The following is a 16643-nucleotide window of genomic DNA, read 5'->3' as shown; positions in this document are numbered from 1 at the left end:
TCGGTCGTCATGAAGCGGGGTAACGGTGGACAAGAGTCGCGTGTCGTTCGGTCTCTACAGAGTGCTCGCCTGGGTCACGGGTGTGTTCCTGATCGGGCTGGTCTTCATTGCCATGCCGGCCCGTTACCTCGTGGGCGAGGACTCCATGTTCGCCCTCATGAACGCCCCTCAGGGCTGGGAGCACTGGTTCGGCCCGGACACACCCCTGGTCCTCTACATCACCCTGCCGCACGGCTACGTGTACATGGCCTACGTGCTCGTGGTCATCTGGGTCGCCCTCGACCGCCGCTGGGGTGCGGGCCGCACCCTGGGCGTCGCGCTGTCGGGCACCATCCCGGTCCTGGGCTTCGTCATCGAGCGCCGTGTCGTGGAGCAGGAGCGCGCGAAGGAGGCCGCTGCCGTGGAGGGCGGGGGTCAGGAACCCGCACCCACCACCGGCTGATCCCCGCCGTCACCGTCTCCGGAGGCCCGTTCCCCGTCGTGGGTGCGGGCCTCTTCGCGGTTCCGGACCTCCTCGAGCTCGCGGCGCATGAGGATGATCCAGAAGACGACCGCGGAGACACCGAACATGCCCCACTGGATCGAATAACTGAGGCTGCGCCAGTTGACGGTGACGCCCGTCGGAGGTTCGGGCGGGGGCACCGGGGCGAGGCCGTCGTTGGCCGGGTCCTGTTCCGGAAGGACGATGTAACCCTCGTACATGTCGTCGTGCTCCCACTCCTGCAGCAGCACGGCCGGGGCGATGCGCTCGACCTGGCCCTCGGGCATCTCCATGGGGCGGATGCCGTCCTCGGCGGTCTGGGCCGGCAGGAGCCACCCCGTCACCGAGACCCGGCCGCCGGGCGGGGCGGGAACGTCGTCGGGGTCCTCGGTCCAGCCGCGGTTGACCGTGATGACCGCGCCGGAGTCGGTGACCAGGGGCAGGACCACGTCGTAACCCTCGACGCCGTCCTCGATCCGGGGCACGAGGAGCTGGTCGTCGCCGTCGTAGTGCCCGCCGGCCTGCACGGCGCTGTTGGCGATCTGGTCCGGGTGCATGTACTCGCCCGGCTCGAAGTCCGCCTCGACGGGACGCGCGTCGGCGAGATCCTCGACCGGGTTGGTGATGGTCTCCCGGTCGGGTTCGAAGGAGCGCACGACCTGCCAGCCGGTGCCGGCGACGCACACAACCAGGACGATCAGGGCCGCCAGGTGGATGCCCAGCCAGCGCGGGGTCAGGAGCGGTGATCTCACCGTTCCAGGCTAGGTCCGGTCTGCGAGCGGGCGACCATGACCCCCGGTTGACGATGGCCACACACGCTTGGCTCCTCTCTGTTTCACCATGACAATTACTTTAAGTAGTTCTCTGTGACTCAGGGTTGTTATTCGAGGGTGGGGTGGGTAGTGTTCCTATCAACGCGGAACGACACGATCGCTTCCGCGGAGAGACCTTCAAGGCCGCGACTCCAGGGGGGAGGAGTCGCCGGCCGCTTCCCGAGGCGAGGGTCGCTTCCGTACTTTGAGGGGGGATGCGGAAGCGACCCTCGCCGCTTTTTGTGTGCGGACCCCTGCCCCCGCCCCCGTTCAGCTCGCGCGGCGCTGCGCCGTGCGGCGTTCGCGTTCCCGCCCGGCCTCCGTCCGGCTCCGGTGTCGCGCCGCGTAGACGCGCAGCGCCAGGTTGATCGCCTCCACCTCCGACAGGGCCCCCGAGTACCGCATGGTCTCGCGCAGGGCGTCGGCGTCGATGTCGTCCCAGGTCGGGGTCACGTTCTCCTCCTCGGTGCCGCGGCGGGTCGCCGTGCCACCCATGGTCGCGCACACGGAGAGTGCTGAGTGCATTGCTGAGGGTGTGACTCACGGTCAGGTCGGGCGTGCGCCGCCCTCGGCCGCCGAAGAGCCACCCGATACCCTGGCGGACGAGTCGACCCGGAGGTGCGATGCCCGTGAATCCGCTCCAGTACCGGCTCGACGGGCCCCGCCACGCCCCCGTCGTGCTCCTCGTCCCGCCCTTCGGAGCCCGCATGTCGGTGTGGGAACCACAGATGCCCGAGCTCACCGGGGGCCACCGGGTCCTGCGCATCGACCACCGCGGGCACGGGGGATCGGACGCCCCCGAAGGCCCCTACCGCATCGAGGACCTCGCCCTGGACCTGCTCGGCGTGCTCGACGCCGAAGGCATCACCCGGGTGTCGGCGGTCGGCGCGGGGCTGAGCTCGTCGCTGTTGGTGTGGATCGCCGTGAACTCGCCCCGCACCATCGACCGCATGGCGTTGCTGGCGCCCGCCGCGCGCACCCCGCACACCCTCCGGTGGGACCGCATCGCTGCCCGCGCGAGCACCGCCGGCATGCAGGCCGTCACCGCCGACGTCGTCCTGCCCTGGTTCACCCCCGACATGTACGAGGAACGCCCCGAGGTGGCCACCGCGCTGGCCGAGGACGTCGCCGGGCTCGACCCGGAGGGGTTCGCGTCCGTGTGCGGGGCCGTCGCGGACATGGACCAGCGCCGCCTGATCCCCGAGGTCAGGGTGCCCACGCTCGTCGCTTCGGCCGCGCACGACCCGCTGCTGCCCCCGGGCCACGGGCGGCGCCTGGCCGACGGCCTCGCGGACGTGCGGTTCGAGGTCGTGCCCGGCGCCGCGCACCTGCTCGGTGTGGAGCGGACCGACCGGGTCAACCAGCTCCTGGTGGAGCACCTCGGTTCCTGACGGCCGCGTGCGCGGTCAGTCCCGGACGGGGATCAGCGGGCAGTTGATCTCCAGCAGGTAGCCGTCCGGGTCGCGGAAGTGCGCCGCGCGGATGCCCCACGCCGTCCAGTCGCGCGGTTCCATGACCTGGCGCGCGCCGTCGGCGACGAGCTGTTCAGCGGTCGCGTCGACGTCCTCGACCTCGAAGACCACGGCGAGGCGGTCCTGGTTGGGCAGGTCGGGGTCGGCGGTGTCGGTCTCCAGGGCCTCGGCCATCACCTCGCGCTGGTTGATCGCGAGCTTGGTCGTGGACCCGACGTCGAACTCCGCGTAGCGGCTGCTCTCGTCCCCCCACAGGATCGGGAGTTTGAGCAGGTCGGCGTAGAAGCGAAAGCACGCCTCGTAGTCGTTGACCAGGAGCCGGATGTAGCTGCATCGCATGTGCGGGCCTCCTACGGGAGTGGGGCGACGGCCGTCCAAGCCATTGTCCCGCTTCACGCCGCCGTTGGCCCGTCCTGTTGCGTGCGGCTGTCCTCCCGTGGCCGGATGCGGCCACCTCCCGACACCGCTGACCTGCGGAAGCGTGTCGGGGAATCGATTTCCGACCGAATCGCCCGTAGCGCCTCTGCGGTCAAATGTAGTACACCTACTACAAGACGAACGAAGGGTTGTACGGATCGAAGGAGAGCTGTGGACACCATCCCGGAACAACCCGCGGGACGGGCCGTGGACCCCGCCAGCGGGGTCCCCAAGGACACGGTCGTCGCGGTCGAAGGGCTGCGCATGGAGTACGGGGCCGTCCGGGTCCTGGACGGCGTGGACCTGACCGTGCGCGCCGGCGAGATCATCGCCCTCCTCGGCCCGAACGGGGCGGGCAAGACCACCACCATCGAGATCCTGGAAGGGTTCCGCCACCGCTCGGCCGGCCGTGTGGAAGTCCTCGGCCGGGACCCCGAACACGTGGGAGAAGCCTGGCGAGCCGACCTCGGGGTCGTGCTGCAGTCCTGGCGCGACCACGGCGTGTGGCGTGTGCGCGAACTCCTGCACCACATCGGACGCCACTACGCCGCCTACGCCACGCCCGAGCGCCCGCGCCCGGTGGACACGGACGTGCTCATCGACCGTGTGGGGCTGAACGGGAACGCGCAGAAGCGGGTCAAACAGCTCTCCGGCGGGCAGCGGCGCAGGCTCGACGTCGCCATCGGCCTGGTCGGGCGGCCCCGGTTGCTGTTCCTCGACGAACCGTCCGCGGGGCTGGACCCGCAGGCACGACGGGAGTTCCACGACCTCGTGCACGACGCCGTCGACGAGAACGACACCGCCGTGCTGCTCACCACCCACGACCTGGACGAGGCCGAGAGGCTCGCCGACCGGATCCTCGTGCTGACCGGCGGGCGGATCGTCGCCGACGGCAGCGCCGAGGAGCTCGTGCTGGCCCTCGGTGGGGACAGCGAGGTCGTGTGGAGCGTGGACGGCCGCCGCAACGTGCACAGCACCCGCGAACCGGCGCGCTTCGTCGCCGATCTGTACGCCGAGCACGGTGACGCCGTCGCCGACCTGCGGGTCGGCCGGGCCACGCTCGAGGACGTCTACATGGACCTGGTCCGCCGCCACGAGGCCGGCGACGCCCGGAGCGCTGCCGACGAGTTCGAGAGGAAGACCCGATGAACCCCGTGATGCAGGCCGTCCGTGTCGGGGCGTCCCGTGGCCGGACCGACTTCGTGCGGCTGTCCACGACCCCCGGCGAGCTGTTCGGCTACCTCTTCTACCCCGCGGTCTTCGTCGGGCTCGCGGCGACCCTGAACTTCGACCACAACACGACCGGGGTCGACGGAAGCGGGTACTTCGTCGCCGGAGGAGTGGTGTTCGCCCTGGTCACCACGTCCCTGCTGACCCTCGCCCAGCTCATCGGGACCGAGCGCGAGGACGGCACCCTGCTGCGGGCCAAGGCCCTGCCGCACGGCATGCTCGCCTACACCGTCGGCAAGGCCCTGCAGCTGTTGATGACGTGCACGTTGTCCGTGGGGCTCGTCCTCGTGGCAGCGCTGCTGCTGGTCGACGGGTTCACGCTCCAGGGATGGGGCGGCGCGCTCACACTCGCGTGGGTCTGTGCGCTGGGTGCTCTGGCGCTGATACCCCTGGGGGCGATCCTGGGTTCGCTCACCACCAACCCGCGCGTGACGCTCGCGCTGACCATGGTTGTCCTGCTGGCACTGATGATGGTCTCCGGGGTCTTCTTCCCGACGGACTTCTTTCCCGCCTGGGTGGGTGCGATCGGTATGGCTCTCCCGCTGTACTGGGTCGGCGTGGGGGTGCGCGCCGCGGCGCTGCCGGGCTCCGACGCTGCGTTCGAGGCCTCGGGCGCGTGGGACCTGCCCCAGGCGGCGGGTGTACTCATGGTGTGGGCCGTGGTCGGGTTCCTCGTCGCGCCGTGGGTGCTGCGTGCGATGGCCCGCCGCGAGTCCGGATCACGGGTCGACCGAGCCAGGGAGAGAGCGATGAAGCGTGCCTACTGAGAGCAGGGGCGAGACCGTCCACAACCGGATCGCGATGCTGCGCGCCGAGCGCGGCGTCTCGCGCCGGCAGCTGGCCGAGGCGCTGGGTGTGCACTACCAGACCGTCGGTTACCTGGAGCGCGGCGAGTACAGCCCCAGCCTGCACCTGGCGTTGCGTATCGCCGGGTTCTTCGAGGTCCCGGTGGAGGTCGTCTTCTCCACCGAGCCCTTCCCCCGCATCGGCCGCTGACCCCCGAAGGAGAGTCGATATGGAACCGCAGAACGCAAGCGATCAAGCACGGCTCCGGCAGACGGAGTCACCGCGGCTGCGCCGCATGTGGGGCTCGCGCGCCCGGCGCCGCTCGTCCGTGATCCTGTACCTGGCGCTGGTCCTGGCCGGGGCGCCCCTGCTCTCGGGCGGCATCGTGGTGGACGTGACGGAGGGCCGGGGCATCGCCGCCTTGGGCGCCCTCCTGACGATCTTCGTCGCTGTGGCCGTGCTGTCGACCCGGCTCAGCCGGGCCACCCGGATGTCCCTGCCGCACCGGCTGCTCGACGAACGCCAGCGGGCCGAGCGCGACACCGCTCACCGGGTCGCACACACGACGATGGGCGTGCTGCTCACGGTGGTGTTCGTCGGGGCCGTGTACCCCGTGACCTTCAGCCCGCCGGAGGTCGTGTTCCCGTCGTGGCTCGTGGCACCGATGCTGTGGACGCTGATGATGGTCCACGTCTCGCTGCCGGCCTGCTACCTGGCGTGGACCCAGCCCGACGAGCCCTTCGACGACGAGGACCCCGACGAGCTGCCCTGATCCGGGAAAACCCCTGCGCACAGGTGTATCCCTCCGGCAGAGTGATGCCCATGCGCAGGATCACGGCCGCCGAGGCGGCAGTCACGTTGCCTCAGCTCCTGGACTCCGCCGAGAGGGGCGAGAGCGTGCTCATCACCCGGGCAGGCCGCCCGGTGGCAGTGCTGAAGCCACACCGCGGGTCGCGTGCCGGGGCCTCGGGCGCAGGGCTCCGTGCGGCCATCGAGAAGCTCGAGCCCAAGGAGGGCCGGCTCGGCGGGCGCTGACCCGCGGAGGGCGTGTCCGCCCTCAGAACAGGTCGGGGCCGGCCCAGCCGTAGGTGTCGCGACGGCGCACCTCGGCGAGCTCGTCCTCGGTGAGCACGCGCGGCCGCCCGAGCTGGGCGGCGCGCAGGTAGGCGGCGCACAGCCAGTCGAGCAGGCGCAGGTTCTCCAGCGCGTGCGGGAGGTCGCGGCCCAGCGCCAGTCCGCCGTGGTCGGCCAGCAGCGCGGCGTCGCGGCCCTTGAGCGCCTTGACGGCCTGGTCGGCGATGTCCCCGGTGCCGTAGGTCGTGTACGGGGTGACGGCGATGGCGCCGCCGAGGGAAGCGGCGCGGTGGTGCACCGGCGGCAGCTCGTCCAGGACGCTGGAGACGGCGACGGTGTCGACGGTGGCGGCGTCGATGACCGCGGTGGCGTCGCGGTCGTGGTCGGCGGCCTGGCGGTGCGCGGCCATGTGCAGCGTGGCCTCGGCCGCGGGCTCCCGCCGCCCCTCGAGTACCCGGTCGTCGAGCGACATCACCGGGCAGTCGGCGGGCTGGAGCTGTTCGAGGGCGACGCCGGAGGGCGTGACGACGACGAGGTCACCGCGGCGGACACTCACGGCGCCCGTCTCTCCGGGTGCGGCACCGGAGAGCGCAGCGACGGAGCGCGCGGTCAGGCAGACGTCACGGCGTTCGGGTTCGAGCAGCATGCGTTCCTCGGAAGGTCGCGGACGGGCGGGCGGGTCCCCGCCCTCGGGGCGGCCGTCCCACTTAGGGAAGCCTAACTACAGTTCAGCCTAAATCAACGCCAAAGTCCCGTCCAGGGATCCGTCATGTCCGGATGCCCCGTGGGGCTCCGGATGCCCTGTGGTGCGCTGTCTGCAACGCGTTGCGTGAGTCGTACCACGGGGATCTGCGCCACAATCCGGCATTTTTGCTGGTCATGGTGGGTTATGGGAGCGTTGAGACGTAAGCGTCCTACGAAACGAGGCTGTTTGTGACCACCGACCAAGGGAACACCGCTCCCGTGAACGAACCCGACGAGACCCTGCCGTCGGCGCCGTACCTGTTCCAGCCTGGTTCGACCACCGCCACCAGCCTCTACATCGACGGCCAGTGGCGGGCAGCACGCGAGGGCAAGGTGCGAGAGATCCTCGACCCTGCCGACAACTCCGTGCTGACCGTCGTCAGCGAGGGCACACGCGCCGACGCAGAAGACGCCATCGCAGCCGCCCGACGCGCTTTCGACGCCGGGGACTGGCGCAGCACGCCCGCCGACGAGCGCGGCCGCATCCTGGACCGCATCGCCGACCTGCTCCAGCGGGACCGGCACGAGATCGCCGTCATGGAGTCCTTCGACACCGGCAAGACCATCGAGGAGGGCGGGATCGACGTCGACGACGTCACCAACGTCTTCCGCTACTACGCCGGTCTGGCCGACAAGGACGCCGGACGCATCGTCGCCGCGCCCGAGGGCATCCAGAGCAAGGTCGTGTACGAGCCCGTGGGCGTCTGCGGCATGATCACGCCGTGGAACTACCCGCTGCTCCAGCTCGCCTGGAAGATGGCCCCGGCCATCGCCGCGGGCAACACCATGGTGATCAAGCCCAGCGAGATCACCCCGGTGACCACCGCCAAGCTCGTGGACCTGTCCACCGAGGCCGGCGCGCCCGCTGGTGTGGTCAACATGGTCCTGGGCACCGGCCCCGAGGCCGGCGCGCCGCTGTCCGAGCACCCCGACGTCGACCTGGTCTCCTTCACCGGCGGCCTGATCACCGGGCGCCGGATCATGGCGGCCGCCTCCGACACGGTCAAGAAGATCGCGCTGGAGCTCGGCGGCAAGAACCCGAACATCATCTTCCCGGACACCGACCTCGACACCGCCGTGGACTACGCGCTCAACGCCGCGTTCTTCCACTCCGGTCAGGTCTGCTCCGCAGGTGCGCGCCTCATCGTGCACGAGGACATCCACGACGAGTTCACCGCCGAACTGGCCCGCCGCGCCGAGGCCATCCGCATCGGCCGTGGCCAGGTCGAGGGTGTGCGCTGCGGTCCGCTGGTCTCGGCCGAGCACCGCGCGAAGGTCGAGAAGGCCGTCGCGCGCGGTGTCGAGGAAGGCGCCCGTGTCATTGCCGGCGGCAAGCGCCCCGACGAGCCCGAGCTCCAGGACGGTTACTTCTACCGTCCGACGATCTTCGTCGACTGCGACCGTTCCATGGACATCGTCCAGACCGAGGTCTTCGGCCCGGTCGTGACGGTCGAGCGCTTCAGCACCGAGGAAGAGGCGATCGAGCTCGGCAACGACACCGACTACGGCCTGTCCGGCGGCGTGTGGACCGCCGACACCGGCCGCGGTGAGCGTGTGGCCGCCGGTCTGCGCCACGGCACCGTGTGGGTCAACGACTACGGCCCCTACTTCCCGGGCGCCGAGTGGGGCGGCTTCGGTCAGAGCGGTGTCGGCCGCGAGCTCGGTCTCGCCGGCCTGGACGAGTACCGCGAGGCCAAGCACATCTACCGCAACCTCGCCCCCGAACCGCAGCGCTGGTTCGGCTGAGCACGGTGTGAACGCGGGGCGCCCCGGCGCCCCGCACGACCCCCGCCCCGGCGCGGCTGCGCTGTGCCGGGGCGGACGACTGCTCTGCGACGTGCCCGTCCGACACGTCGCCGGGCACCCCCTCCCGGCCCTGCGGGGGCCCGGGAGGTGCAACGGAAGATCCGGCCACAAGAGAAGAACACGTCGAACCTGACGACACCACAGGTCGGTTTCCCCCCGCATACCCCCCAGGCATGAGAAACGAGAGGAATCAGGCCGTGTCGACACAAGAGAACACGTACGACTACGTCATCGTCGGAGGCGGTACGGCGGGCCCGGTCATCGCCAACCGCCTCACCGAGGACCCGAACACCACCGTCTGTGTCATCGAGGCCGGTCCGGACGACCGCGACCACGAGAACGTGCTGCGCCTCAAGGAGTGGCTGAGCGTTCTCGACAGCGACCTCGACATGAAGTACACGACCACGGAACAGCCGCGCGGCAACTCGCACATCCTGCACTCGCGCGCCCGTGTCCTGGGCGGGTGCTCCTCCCACAACACGCTCATCAGCTTCCGGCCCTTCGCCGAGGACCTCGACGAGTGGGTCGCCGCGGGCGCTGAGGGCTGGGACAACGCGACCGTGCAGTCCTACGCCGACCGGCTCAAGAACAACATCGTCCCGATCGCCGAGAAGGACCGCAACGACATGGTCAAGGACTGGGTGTCCTCGGCCTCGGAAGCGGCGGGCGTCCCGGTCGTGGAGGACTTCAACGCCAAGACCTCCCACGGCGGCGGCTTCGCCGACGGCGCGGGGTTCCTGTCGATCTCCTACGACCCCTACACCGGTTACCGCTCCTCGGCGTCGGTCGCCTACCTGCACCCGATCATGGGCGTGCGCGACAACCTCACCGTGATGCTGGAGACCTGGGTCGACCGGCTCGAGTTCGACGGCGACCGCGCCACCGGTGTCAGCGCCACGACCAAGGACGGCGAGCGCGTCACCGTCAACGCCCGCCAGGAGGTCATCCTGTCCGCCGGTGCGATCGACAGCCCGCGTCTGCTCATGCTCAACGGCATCGGCAACGCCGAGGAACTGTCGTCGGTGGGCATCGACCCCCGCCACGACCTCAAGGGTGTGGGCGAGAACCTCCAGGACCACCCCGAGTCGATCATCATGTGGGAGACCGAGCGCAGGGTCCCCGAGGAGACGGTCATGGACTCCGACGCGGCCCTGTTCGTGCGCCGCGACGAGTCCGACCCGCGCCCGGACCTGATGTTCCACATCTACCAGATCCCCTTCGACGACAATACGAAGCGTCTCGGCTACGACTCGCCCGAGGACGGCTACGCGGTCTGCATGACCCCGAACATCCCGCGGTCCCGTTCGCGCGGCAAGCTGTCCCTGACCAGCTCCGACCCGAAGGTCCACCCGGCGCTGGACTTCCGCTACTTCACCGACCCCGACGGCTACGACGAGCAGACCATCGTCGACGGCCTCAAGGTCGCCCGCGAGGTCGCCGACACCGAGCCGTTCAAGTCCTGGCTCAAGCGCGAGGTCGCCCCCGGCCCGAAGGTGCAGACCGACGCGGAGCTGTCGGAGTACGGCCGCCGCGCCGCGCACACCGTCTACCACCCGGCCGGCACCTGCCGCATGGGCGCAGCGGACGACGACGGCGCCGTCGTCGACCCGCGCCTGCGCGTGCGCGGCCTCAAGGGCCTGCGCGTGGCCGACGCGTCCGTCTTCCCCACCCTTCCCACACCCAACCCGATGGTCATGGTCCTCACTCTGGGCGAGCGTGCCGCGGACCTGATCCGCGAGGACCGCCTGGCCGAGAACGAGGAGGCCCGATGAGCGCCCCGACCACCGAACCCGCCGCAGCGCCGGAGGGCGCCGCGGACGTGATCTTCTCCGTCCGCAACCTGTGGAAGATCTTCGGCAAGAACGCCGACAGTGTCATCGGCACCGACCTGGAGAAGGCCGACCGCGACACCATCAAGCAGGAGACCGGCACCACCGTTGCCGTGCGCGACGTGTCCTTCGACGTGCGCCCCGGTGAGATCTTCGTGGTCATGGGGCTGTCCGGCTCCGGCAAGTCCACGCTGATCCGCTGTCTGACCCGGCTCATCGAGCCCACCTCCGGGCAGGTCCTGCTCGAGGGCGAGGACCTCCGGGACGCGAGCGAGCAGCGGCTGCGCGAACTGCGCCGCCGCAAGATCGCGATGGTCTTCCAGCACTTCGGGCTCCTGCCCAACCGCAAGATCATCGACAACGTCGCCTACGGCCTGGAGATCCGCGGGGTCCCGCGCGCCGAACGCTACGAGCGTGCCCGCGAGATGATCGAGATGGTCGGCCTCAGCGGGTACGAGAACTCGCGCCCCGGCCAGCTCTCCGGCGGTATGCAGCAGCGTGTGGGCCTGGCCCGCGCCCTGGCGGTCGACCCGCAGGTGCTGCTGTTCGACGAGCCTTTCAGCGCCCTGGACCCGCTGATCCGCCGTGACATGCAGAACGAGGTCGTCCGGCTCCAGAAGGAGCTCAACAAGACGTCGGTCTTCATCACCCACGACCTCCAGGAGGCCCTGAAGCTGGGCGACCGCATCGCCATCATGCGCGACGGCGAACTCGTCCAGGTCGGGACCCCGGAGGAGGTCGTGGGCCGCCCCGCCAACTCCTACGTCGCCGACTTCACGTCCGACGTCGCCCGCACCACCGTGCTCACCGCGCGCTGGCTCGTGCGCGACGCCTTCCCGGAGGAGCGCACCGACGGCCCCAGCGTCGAGCCGGGCACCGTGCTCTCGGAGGTCCTGCCGCTGCTCGCGGCGAGCGTCGCCCCGGTCCGCGTCGTCGAGGGGGAGCGGCTCCTCGGATACGTGGGACGCGACGACGTCCTGCGGGCCATCGCCGAGGACCAGCTCGAGGACGCCGAGGCCGTCGCCGCGATCGTCGAGGACAACGCCGAGGACCTCGGGAACGGCGACGAGGACACCGCCCCGGCCGGAAGCGGTGGGTGACGTGGCCGTGACGACACAGACCGCGGCGACCGCCCCGGACGGGGCCGTCGCGGACGACAGCAGAGGGGTGTGGCGGCGCAGCTGGTTCCAGGCCCTGATCGTGCTGGCCGTGCTGCTCGCCGGGTACGCGTCCGCGCGGGTCCTGGGCAACCCCTCCTGGGCGGGCGGTTTCCCGACCGCGGTCGGCGACAGCTTCATGGCCTGGCTCGACGGCGTCTACGCGTGGATCGTCGAGAACCGCAACGACAGCCCTCTGTTCCTCTACTTCTTCAACTACATCTCCGTGGGGCTGGGTTCGGCCGTCGTGCTGATCAACCAGTTCCTGGACTTCCTCACCTGGGCCGGCGTGACGGCCCTCGGCGTGCTCGGCGCCTGGCGTGTGGCCGGGTGGCGCGTGGCGCTGCTGGTGCTCGCCGCCTTCGGCACCTTCGCGCTCACCGGGCTGTGGAACGAGTCCATGACGACGCTGGCGCTGATCATCACCTCGGTGAGCATCGCCCTGCTGTTCGGTGTCCCGCTGGGGATCTTGGCCGGCCGCAGCGACCGGTTCCACCGGGCCCTGCGTCCGGTGCTGGACTTCATGCAGATCATGCCGGCGTTCGCCTACCTGCTGCCGTTCGTGCTGCTGTTCGGCATCAGCAACCCGGCCGCCGCCGTGGTCACCGCGGTGTACGCGCTGCCGCCGGTCGCGCGCATCACCGCGATGGCGATCCGGCAGGTGCCCGAGGGGGCCGTCGAGGCGACCACCTCGCTGGGTTCCACCCCGTGGCAGATCCTGACCAAGGTGCAGATCCCGCTGGCCAAGCGCACGATCCTGCTCGGCGTCAACCAGACCATCATGCTCGCGGTCTCCATGGTCGTGATCGCGTCGGTCATCGGCGCCGGCGGTCTCGGTGACGCCATCTACCAGGCGCTCGCCAAGGTCAACGTGGGCCAGGCGTTCCAGGCCGGCATCGCGATCGTCATGCTCGCCATCGCCATGGACCGCGTCACCGGCGCGGTCGGGCACGGCGCGCACACCCCGCAGATCCCCGAGCGGCTGCGGTGGCAGGTGCTCGGCGGCGGGGTGCTGATCGTGGCAGCGGTTGTGGCCGGGGCCCGGTTCCTCGGCCTCGGCGGGTGGCCGCGCAACGTCGCGGTCGACGTGGCCGCTCCGGTCAACGCGTTCTACGACGCGCTGCAGTCGGCGATCGGCGGGTTCACCGCCTCGCTCAGCACGTGGCTGCTCGACTGGGTCCTCGGCCCGCTCAGCGCACTGCTCACCGGAACGCCCTGGTGGCTGGTGGTCGTTGCGGCCGCCGCCCTCGGGTGGATCTTCGGCGGGCTGCGACCGGCATTGGTCTCCGGCGGGTCCTTCGTCGCCATCGGCCTGCTCGGCGTGTGGAACAACGCGATGGACACCCTCTCCCAGGTGCTCGTGGCCTCGGTCGTCACGATCCTGCTGGGTGTGGTCATCGGTGTGCTGATGTCGCGCAACGACGTGTTCGCGGCGATCCTGCGCCCGATCCTGGACGCCATGCAGACGCTGCCGCCGTTCGTGTACCTGATCCCGGCGGTCGCACTGTTCACGATCGGACGCGTTCCGGCCCTGGTCGCGGCGGTCATCTTCGCCCTGCCGCCGGTGATCCGCCTCGTCAACGACGGGATCCGCGGTGTTCCGGCGGGGATCCGGGAGGCCGCGATCTCGCAGGGTTCCACCAAGTGGCAGATGCTCACCAAGGTGGAACTGCCCATGGCCCGCGCGTCGCTGGGTATGGCCGTCAACCAGGGCATCATTCTTGTGCTCTCCATGGTCGTCATGGGTGCACTCGTCGGCGCCGGCTCGCTCGGCTTCGACGTGGTTTTCGGGCTCGCCCAGAACGAGCTGGGACTGGGGCTGGCCTCCGGTCTGGCGATCCTGTTCCTGGGTCTGTTCCTGGACCGGGTCACGCAGGGAAGGAGGGCACCCAGTGCCTAGATTCGCGAGAAAGGGCGCACTGCTGCGGTACCTGGCCGTCGGCCTCGCCCTCGTGATGGTCAGCTCCTGTGCCGTGCGCACCGACGAGATCGCCCGCGACCCGAACTCGGTCCGGATCGCTCTCAACGGCTGGGTCGGTTACGAGGCCAGCGCCGCCGTGATGGAACACGTGCTGCAGGAGGAGATGGACTACGACGTCCAGCTCGTGCGCGTGGACGAACAGCCCTCGTGGCAGGCCCTGGACCAGGGCGTGCTCGACGTGATCCTGGAGAACTGGGGGCACGACGACCTCTACGAGCTCTACGGTCCCGAGGGAAACGACACCGTCGTGGACGGCGGCTCCACCGGCAACGAGGGCGTGATCGGCTGGTACATGCCCGCCTACCTGGCGGAGGAGCAGCCCGAGCTGCTCACGCCCGAGGGCCTGCGCGAGAACACCGACCTGTTCCGGACCCCGGAGACCGGCGACAAGGGCGAGTTCCTGGGCGGTGCGCCCGGGTTCGCCACGCAGGACGAGGGCATGATCAACGCCTTCGACATGGACCTGGAGATCGTCTACGCCGGTTCCGAGGCCGCGCAGATCACCGAGGTCCAGCGACGGTACGCCAACGAGGAACCGGTGCTGTTCTACTCCAACGAGCCGCACTGGATCCAGGAGGAGCTGGACCTGGTCAAGGTCGACTTCCCCGTCTACTTCGAGGGCTGCGACGACGACCTGGAGTACGTTCCCTGCGACTACCCCCTCTACGATCTCAACAAGATCTTCCGCAAGGGGTTCGCCGAGAACGACGACCTGGCGTACCGGTTCCTGGACAACTGGAACTGGACCAACGCCGACCAGAACGAGGTCGCCGGGATGATCGCCGACGAGGGCATGGACCCCGAGCAGGCCGCCGAGGCGTGGGTCGGCGAGAACCGCGACAAGGTGGAGTCCTGGCTCCCCGAGGGGTACGAGACTCGCACGCAGTGACCGCTACGTGAAAGGGGGCGGGGGCCGTACGCGGCCCCCGCCCTTCTGTGTGTGCGCCCAGGTTCTCAAGTACTACCGGAAGTGCCACCCCTCGCTAACGTGAAGGCATGGCTGTGGAGAAGCTTTCCGTGTCCCTGGAGCCCGAGACCGTCGCCCGCGCACGCCGCGCCGCCGAGAGAGAGGGTGTGCCCCTGTCCAGATGGCTGGACCGGGTTGCGCGCAAGGCTGCCGACCTGGAAGAAGCGCGCCTGGTGCTGGAGGAGCACTTCGCAGAGCGCGGGCAACCGACGGAGGCAGCAGAGACCGCTTCGCGCGCTGCCGCGGTGGAGACCGGTGTTGGGCAACCAGTGCCATGGGAGGACGCCCAAGCCAACCAGGCAGTGCTCGCCCGGCTCGACGAGGATGAAACGGGAGAGACGTGAGGTCCTTCGAACCCCGGGGGTACGTCCTGGATGCCGGGGCGTTGATGCAGGCCGAGGCAGATGCGAACGGCACTGTGTGGTCCTTGTGCCGGGACGAGAACAGGGCCGGACGGCAACCCGTCGTCCCGGCGACCGTACTTGCCCAGGTTTGGCGAGGCGACCCTGAGCAGGTGCTCGTTGCCCGTGTCATCAAGCTCTGCCAGGTCGTCGATCTCGATGAACGTGCGGCCAGGAGGGCAGGCCGGCTGCTGGGGGAGTCCTCCAGCAGTGACGTGGTCGATGCGACGGTAGCGCTGGTCGCCATGGAGCGTGGGGCCGCAGTGGTCACCTCCGATCCCGGTGACATCCACAAGATCGTCGATTCGGTGGGAGGGCGGGTCCCGCTGGTCACGGTCTGACGCGGCTTCCGGTGTCCGGGGGCGCGTGGGTCGGTGACCGAGGGTCGTCGCCCGTGCAGGATGGGTGCGCAATCACCGGTCCCAGCGACGGAAGGCGCCCCATGACCGCGAGCGGAACCCACGTCTCACCCCGGCTCCTCACCCCGGACAACCACGTCCTCATGCTCGTCGACCACGAGAGCCAGATGGGCTTCGCGGTGGCCTCCCACCCCATGGAGGTCGTCATCAACGCCACGCAGGGCCTGGCCGAGACCGCCGTGCTCTTCGACGTCCCCACGATCGTCACCACCGTCATGGAACGCCACTTCAGCGGCCCCTTGTTCAAGGGCGTGCGCGACGCCTTCCCCGACCGCGGTACCTGGATCGACCGCACCACCATGAACCCCTGGGAGGACGACCGGGTCCGCGACCGTGTCCTCGAGAGCGGCCGTCCCAAACTCGTCATCGCCGGCCTGTGGACGGAGGTGTGCGTGGCCCTGCCCGCCCTGTGCGCCATCGACGAGGGTTACGACGTGTACTTCGTCGCCGACGCCTGCGGCGGGGTCAGCACCGAGGCGCACGAGCGCGCCGTCCAGCGCATGGTCCAGGCCGGGGCCGTCCCGCTCACGTGGCTGCAGTACCTGCTCGAACTCCAGCGGGACTGGGCACGGTCGGAGACCTCCTCGCGCGTCGGCGACATCGCGCGCGCCCACGGGGGCACGTACGGGCTCGGCGCCGAGTACATCTACCAGATGCTCGAGTGGGACCGGCAGGAACGCTGACCCGCACGTCCCGTCACCGCCGGGCCGGCTCGGCCACCAGGTGCCGCACCACCGGTTCGGCGGTGCTCAGCGCGTCCGCCGCTCGTTGTGGAGCCGGCTGTTGACCCAGTACACGTTCACGCACGCCGCCAGGAACCCCGCGCCGAGCACGACCACGAGCCACGTCTGGTCGGTCATCGTGAACGCGGCGATCGCCCCGATCAGCAGGACGAGCGCACCGAACACGGCGAGCACCCTGCGGAACCCCAGGGCACTGGCGGGACGGTCCGCGCTGCCGAGCGCACCTTTGAGTCTTCCTGCACGCATGAAGCGGCTCCTTCCTCGACGACGGACGTCTCTCGTTCTACCGCGACCCCCGCCACCGCCGACCGCGACCCCCGCCGC

Annotated in this window: 20 protein-coding genes; 15 read left to right on the top strand and 5 right to left on the bottom strand. The window is 70.0% G+C overall.

What is annotated here, in order from left to right:
• Positions 1-25 precede the first annotated feature (25 nt).
• The gene (locus IDM40_RS20020; RefSeq protein ID WP_193123560.1) at positions 26-442 is read left to right on the top strand and encodes a DUF3817 domain-containing protein; all 417 of its coding nucleotides are present in this window, start codon (positions 26-28) and stop codon (positions 440-442) included.
• Here the strand turns inward: IDM40_RS20020 and IDM40_RS20015 are convergent.
• Positions 415-1233, bottom strand: a complete 819-nt coding sequence (locus IDM40_RS20015) for an SURF1 family protein (RefSeq protein WP_193123559.1) — start codon at positions 1231-1233, stop codon at positions 415-417. The two genes, IDM40_RS20020 and IDM40_RS20015, sit on opposite strands and share 28 nt — an antisense overlap.
• 330 nt (positions 1234-1563) lie before the next feature.
• Positions 1564-1746, bottom strand: a complete 183-nt coding sequence (locus tag IDM40_RS20010) for a type II toxin-antitoxin system VapB family antitoxin (protein ID WP_193123620.1) — start codon at positions 1744-1746, stop codon at positions 1564-1566.
• Between the two features lie 170 nt (positions 1747-1916).
• Here IDM40_RS20010 and IDM40_RS20005 point away from each other — a divergent pair, with 170 nt between their 5' ends.
• Positions 1917-2684 (top strand): alpha/beta fold hydrolase, encoded by a 768-nt coding sequence (locus IDM40_RS20005; RefSeq protein ID WP_193123558.1) that lies wholly within the window; start codon positions 1917-1919, stop codon positions 2682-2684.
• A 15-nt stretch (positions 2685-2699) separates the two neighbouring features.
• Here the strand turns inward: IDM40_RS20005 and IDM40_RS20000 are convergent, their stop codons facing one another.
• Positions 2700-3104: a VOC family protein gene (locus IDM40_RS20000; RefSeq protein WP_193123557.1), complete on the bottom strand. Its 405-nt coding sequence runs from the start codon at positions 3102-3104 to the stop codon at positions 2700-2702.
• Positions 3105-3353: 249 nt separating this feature from the next.
• Here IDM40_RS20000 and IDM40_RS19995 point away from each other — a divergent pair, with 249 nt between their 5' ends.
• The 5 genes from IDM40_RS19995 to IDM40_RS19975 are packed head-to-tail and all read left to right on the top strand — an operon-like array spanning position 3354 to position 6233.
• Complete coding sequence (locus tag IDM40_RS19995; RefSeq protein WP_328807079.1) at positions 3354-4331, top strand: ABC transporter ATP-binding protein; 978 nt, start codon at positions 3354-3356, stop codon at positions 4329-4331.
• Positions 4328-5179: an ABC transporter permease gene (locus IDM40_RS19990; RefSeq protein ID WP_193123556.1), complete on the top strand. Its 852-nt coding sequence runs from the start codon at positions 4328-4330 to the stop codon at positions 5177-5179. Before IDM40_RS19995 ends, IDM40_RS19990 begins: the two co-directional genes overlap by 4 nt.
• A 34-nt stretch (positions 5180-5213) precedes the next feature.
• Positions 5214-5408: a helix-turn-helix transcriptional regulator gene (locus IDM40_RS19985; protein WP_216631058.1), complete on the top strand. Its 195-nt coding sequence runs from the start codon at positions 5214-5216 to the stop codon at positions 5406-5408.
• Positions 5409-5427: 19 nt separating this feature from the next.
• Positions 5428-5970: a hypothetical protein gene (locus tag IDM40_RS19980; protein ID WP_193123554.1), complete on the top strand. Its 543-nt coding sequence runs from the start codon at positions 5428-5430 to the stop codon at positions 5968-5970.
• A 50-nt stretch (positions 5971-6020) separates the two neighbouring features.
• Complete coding sequence (locus IDM40_RS19975; RefSeq protein ID WP_193123553.1) at positions 6021-6233, top strand: type II toxin-antitoxin system Phd/YefM family antitoxin; 213 nt, start codon at positions 6021-6023, stop codon at positions 6231-6233.
• A 22-nt stretch (positions 6234-6255) separates the two neighbouring features.
• Here the strand turns inward: IDM40_RS19975 and IDM40_RS19970 are convergent, their stop codons facing one another.
• The gene (locus IDM40_RS19970; protein WP_193123552.1) at positions 6256-6918 is read right to left on the bottom strand and encodes a class II aldolase/adducin family protein; all 663 of its coding nucleotides are present in this window, start codon (positions 6916-6918) and stop codon (positions 6256-6258) included.
• 317 nt (positions 6919-7235) lie between these two features.
• Between IDM40_RS19970 and IDM40_RS19965 the strand changes: the two genes are divergently transcribed.
• From IDM40_RS19965 to IDM40_RS19930, 8 genes are all read left to right on the top strand, one after another.
• A complete protein-coding gene (locus tag IDM40_RS19965) occupies positions 7236-8762 on the top strand; it encodes an aldehyde dehydrogenase family protein (protein WP_193123551.1) in 1527 nt (508 codons plus the stop codon).
• 257 nt (positions 8763-9019) lie between these two features.
• Positions 9020-10594, top strand: coding sequence for a GMC family oxidoreductase (locus IDM40_RS19960; RefSeq protein WP_193123550.1), 1575 nt, complete (start codon positions 9020-9022; stop codon positions 10592-10594).
• Complete coding sequence (locus IDM40_RS19955; protein ID WP_193123549.1) at positions 10591-11751, top strand: quaternary amine ABC transporter ATP-binding protein; 1161 nt, start codon at positions 10591-10593, stop codon at positions 11749-11751. Before IDM40_RS19960 ends, IDM40_RS19955 begins: the two co-directional genes overlap by 4 nt.
• Positions 11744-13708 (top strand): ABC transporter permease, encoded by a 1965-nt coding sequence (locus IDM40_RS19950; RefSeq protein ID WP_193123548.1) that lies wholly within the window; start codon positions 11744-11746, stop codon positions 13706-13708. The genes IDM40_RS19955 and IDM40_RS19950 overlap by 8 nt, the downstream gene beginning before the upstream one ends.
• Before the next feature lie 55 nt (positions 13709-13763).
• Complete coding sequence (locus tag IDM40_RS19945; RefSeq protein ID WP_235997773.1) at positions 13764-14678, top strand: glycine betaine ABC transporter substrate-binding protein; 915 nt, start codon at positions 13764-13766, stop codon at positions 14676-14678.
• Between the two features lie 107 nt (positions 14679-14785).
• On the top strand, positions 14786-15100 hold the full coding sequence (locus IDM40_RS19940; protein WP_193123547.1) for a hypothetical protein: 315 nt from the start codon (positions 14786-14788) through the stop codon (positions 15098-15100).
• A complete protein-coding gene (locus IDM40_RS19935; protein WP_328807077.1) occupies positions 15097-15498 on the top strand; it encodes a PIN domain-containing protein in 402 nt (133 codons plus the stop codon). Before IDM40_RS19940 ends, IDM40_RS19935 begins: the two co-directional genes overlap by 4 nt.
• A 101-nt stretch (positions 15499-15599) precedes the next feature.
• A complete protein-coding gene (locus IDM40_RS19930; RefSeq protein ID WP_193123546.1) occupies positions 15600-16259 on the top strand; it encodes a hydrolase in 660 nt (219 codons plus the stop codon).
• A 66-nt stretch (positions 16260-16325) separates the two neighbouring features.
• Here the strand turns inward: IDM40_RS19930 and IDM40_RS19925 are convergent, their stop codons facing one another.
• Positions 16326-16565, bottom strand: coding sequence for a hypothetical protein (locus IDM40_RS19925; RefSeq protein ID WP_193123545.1), 240 nt, complete (start codon positions 16563-16565; stop codon positions 16326-16328).
• Positions 16566-16643: the final 78 nt, after the last annotated feature.

Source organism: Nocardiopsis coralli, assembly GCF_014892575.1.
Lineage (GTDB): Bacteria > Actinomycetota > Actinomycetes > Streptosporangiales > Streptosporangiaceae > Nocardiopsis > Nocardiopsis coralli.
The sequence above is the reverse complement of the archived record's forward strand: the minus strand, read 5'-3'. Positions and strand labels throughout refer to the sequence as shown.

Coding starts and splice junctions, on each gene's coding strand:
- IDM40_RS20005 (WP_193123558.1), top strand. CDS start 1,917: ATGCCCGTGAATCCGCTCCAGTACCGGCTCGACGGGCCCCGCCACGCC.
- IDM40_RS20000 (WP_193123557.1), bottom strand. CDS start 3,104: ATGCGATGCAGCTACATCCGGCTCCTGGTCAACGACTACGAGGCGTGC.
- IDM40_RS19990 (WP_193123556.1), top strand. CDS start 4,328: ATGAACCCCGTGATGCAGGCCGTCCGTGTCGGGGCGTCCCGTGGCCGG.
- IDM40_RS19985 (WP_216631058.1), top strand. CDS start 5,214: ATGCTGCGCGCCGAGCGCGGCGTCTCGCGCCGGCAGCTGGCCGAGGCG.
- IDM40_RS19980 (WP_193123554.1), top strand. CDS start 5,428: ATGGAACCGCAGAACGCAAGCGATCAAGCACGGCTCCGGCAGACGGAG.
- IDM40_RS19975 (WP_193123553.1), top strand. CDS start 6,021: ATGCGCAGGATCACGGCCGCCGAGGCGGCAGTCACGTTGCCTCAGCTC.
- IDM40_RS19970 (WP_193123552.1), bottom strand. CDS start 6,918: ATGCTGCTCGAACCCGAACGCCGTGACGTCTGCCTGACCGCGCGCTCC.
- IDM40_RS19955 (WP_193123549.1), top strand. CDS start 10,591: ATGAGCGCCCCGACCACCGAACCCGCCGCAGCGCCGGAGGGCGCCGCG.
- IDM40_RS19945 (WP_235997773.1), top strand. CDS start 13,764: ATGGTCAGCTCCTGTGCCGTGCGCACCGACGAGATCGCCCGCGACCCG.
- IDM40_RS19940 (WP_193123547.1), top strand. CDS start 14,786: ATGGCTGTGGAGAAGCTTTCCGTGTCCCTGGAGCCCGAGACCGTCGCC.
- IDM40_RS19930 (WP_193123546.1), top strand. CDS start 15,600: ATGACCGCGAGCGGAACCCACGTCTCACCCCGGCTCCTCACCCCGGAC.
- IDM40_RS19925 (WP_193123545.1), bottom strand. CDS start 16,565: ATGCGTGCAGGAAGACTCAAAGGTGCGCTCGGCAGCGCGGACCGTCCC.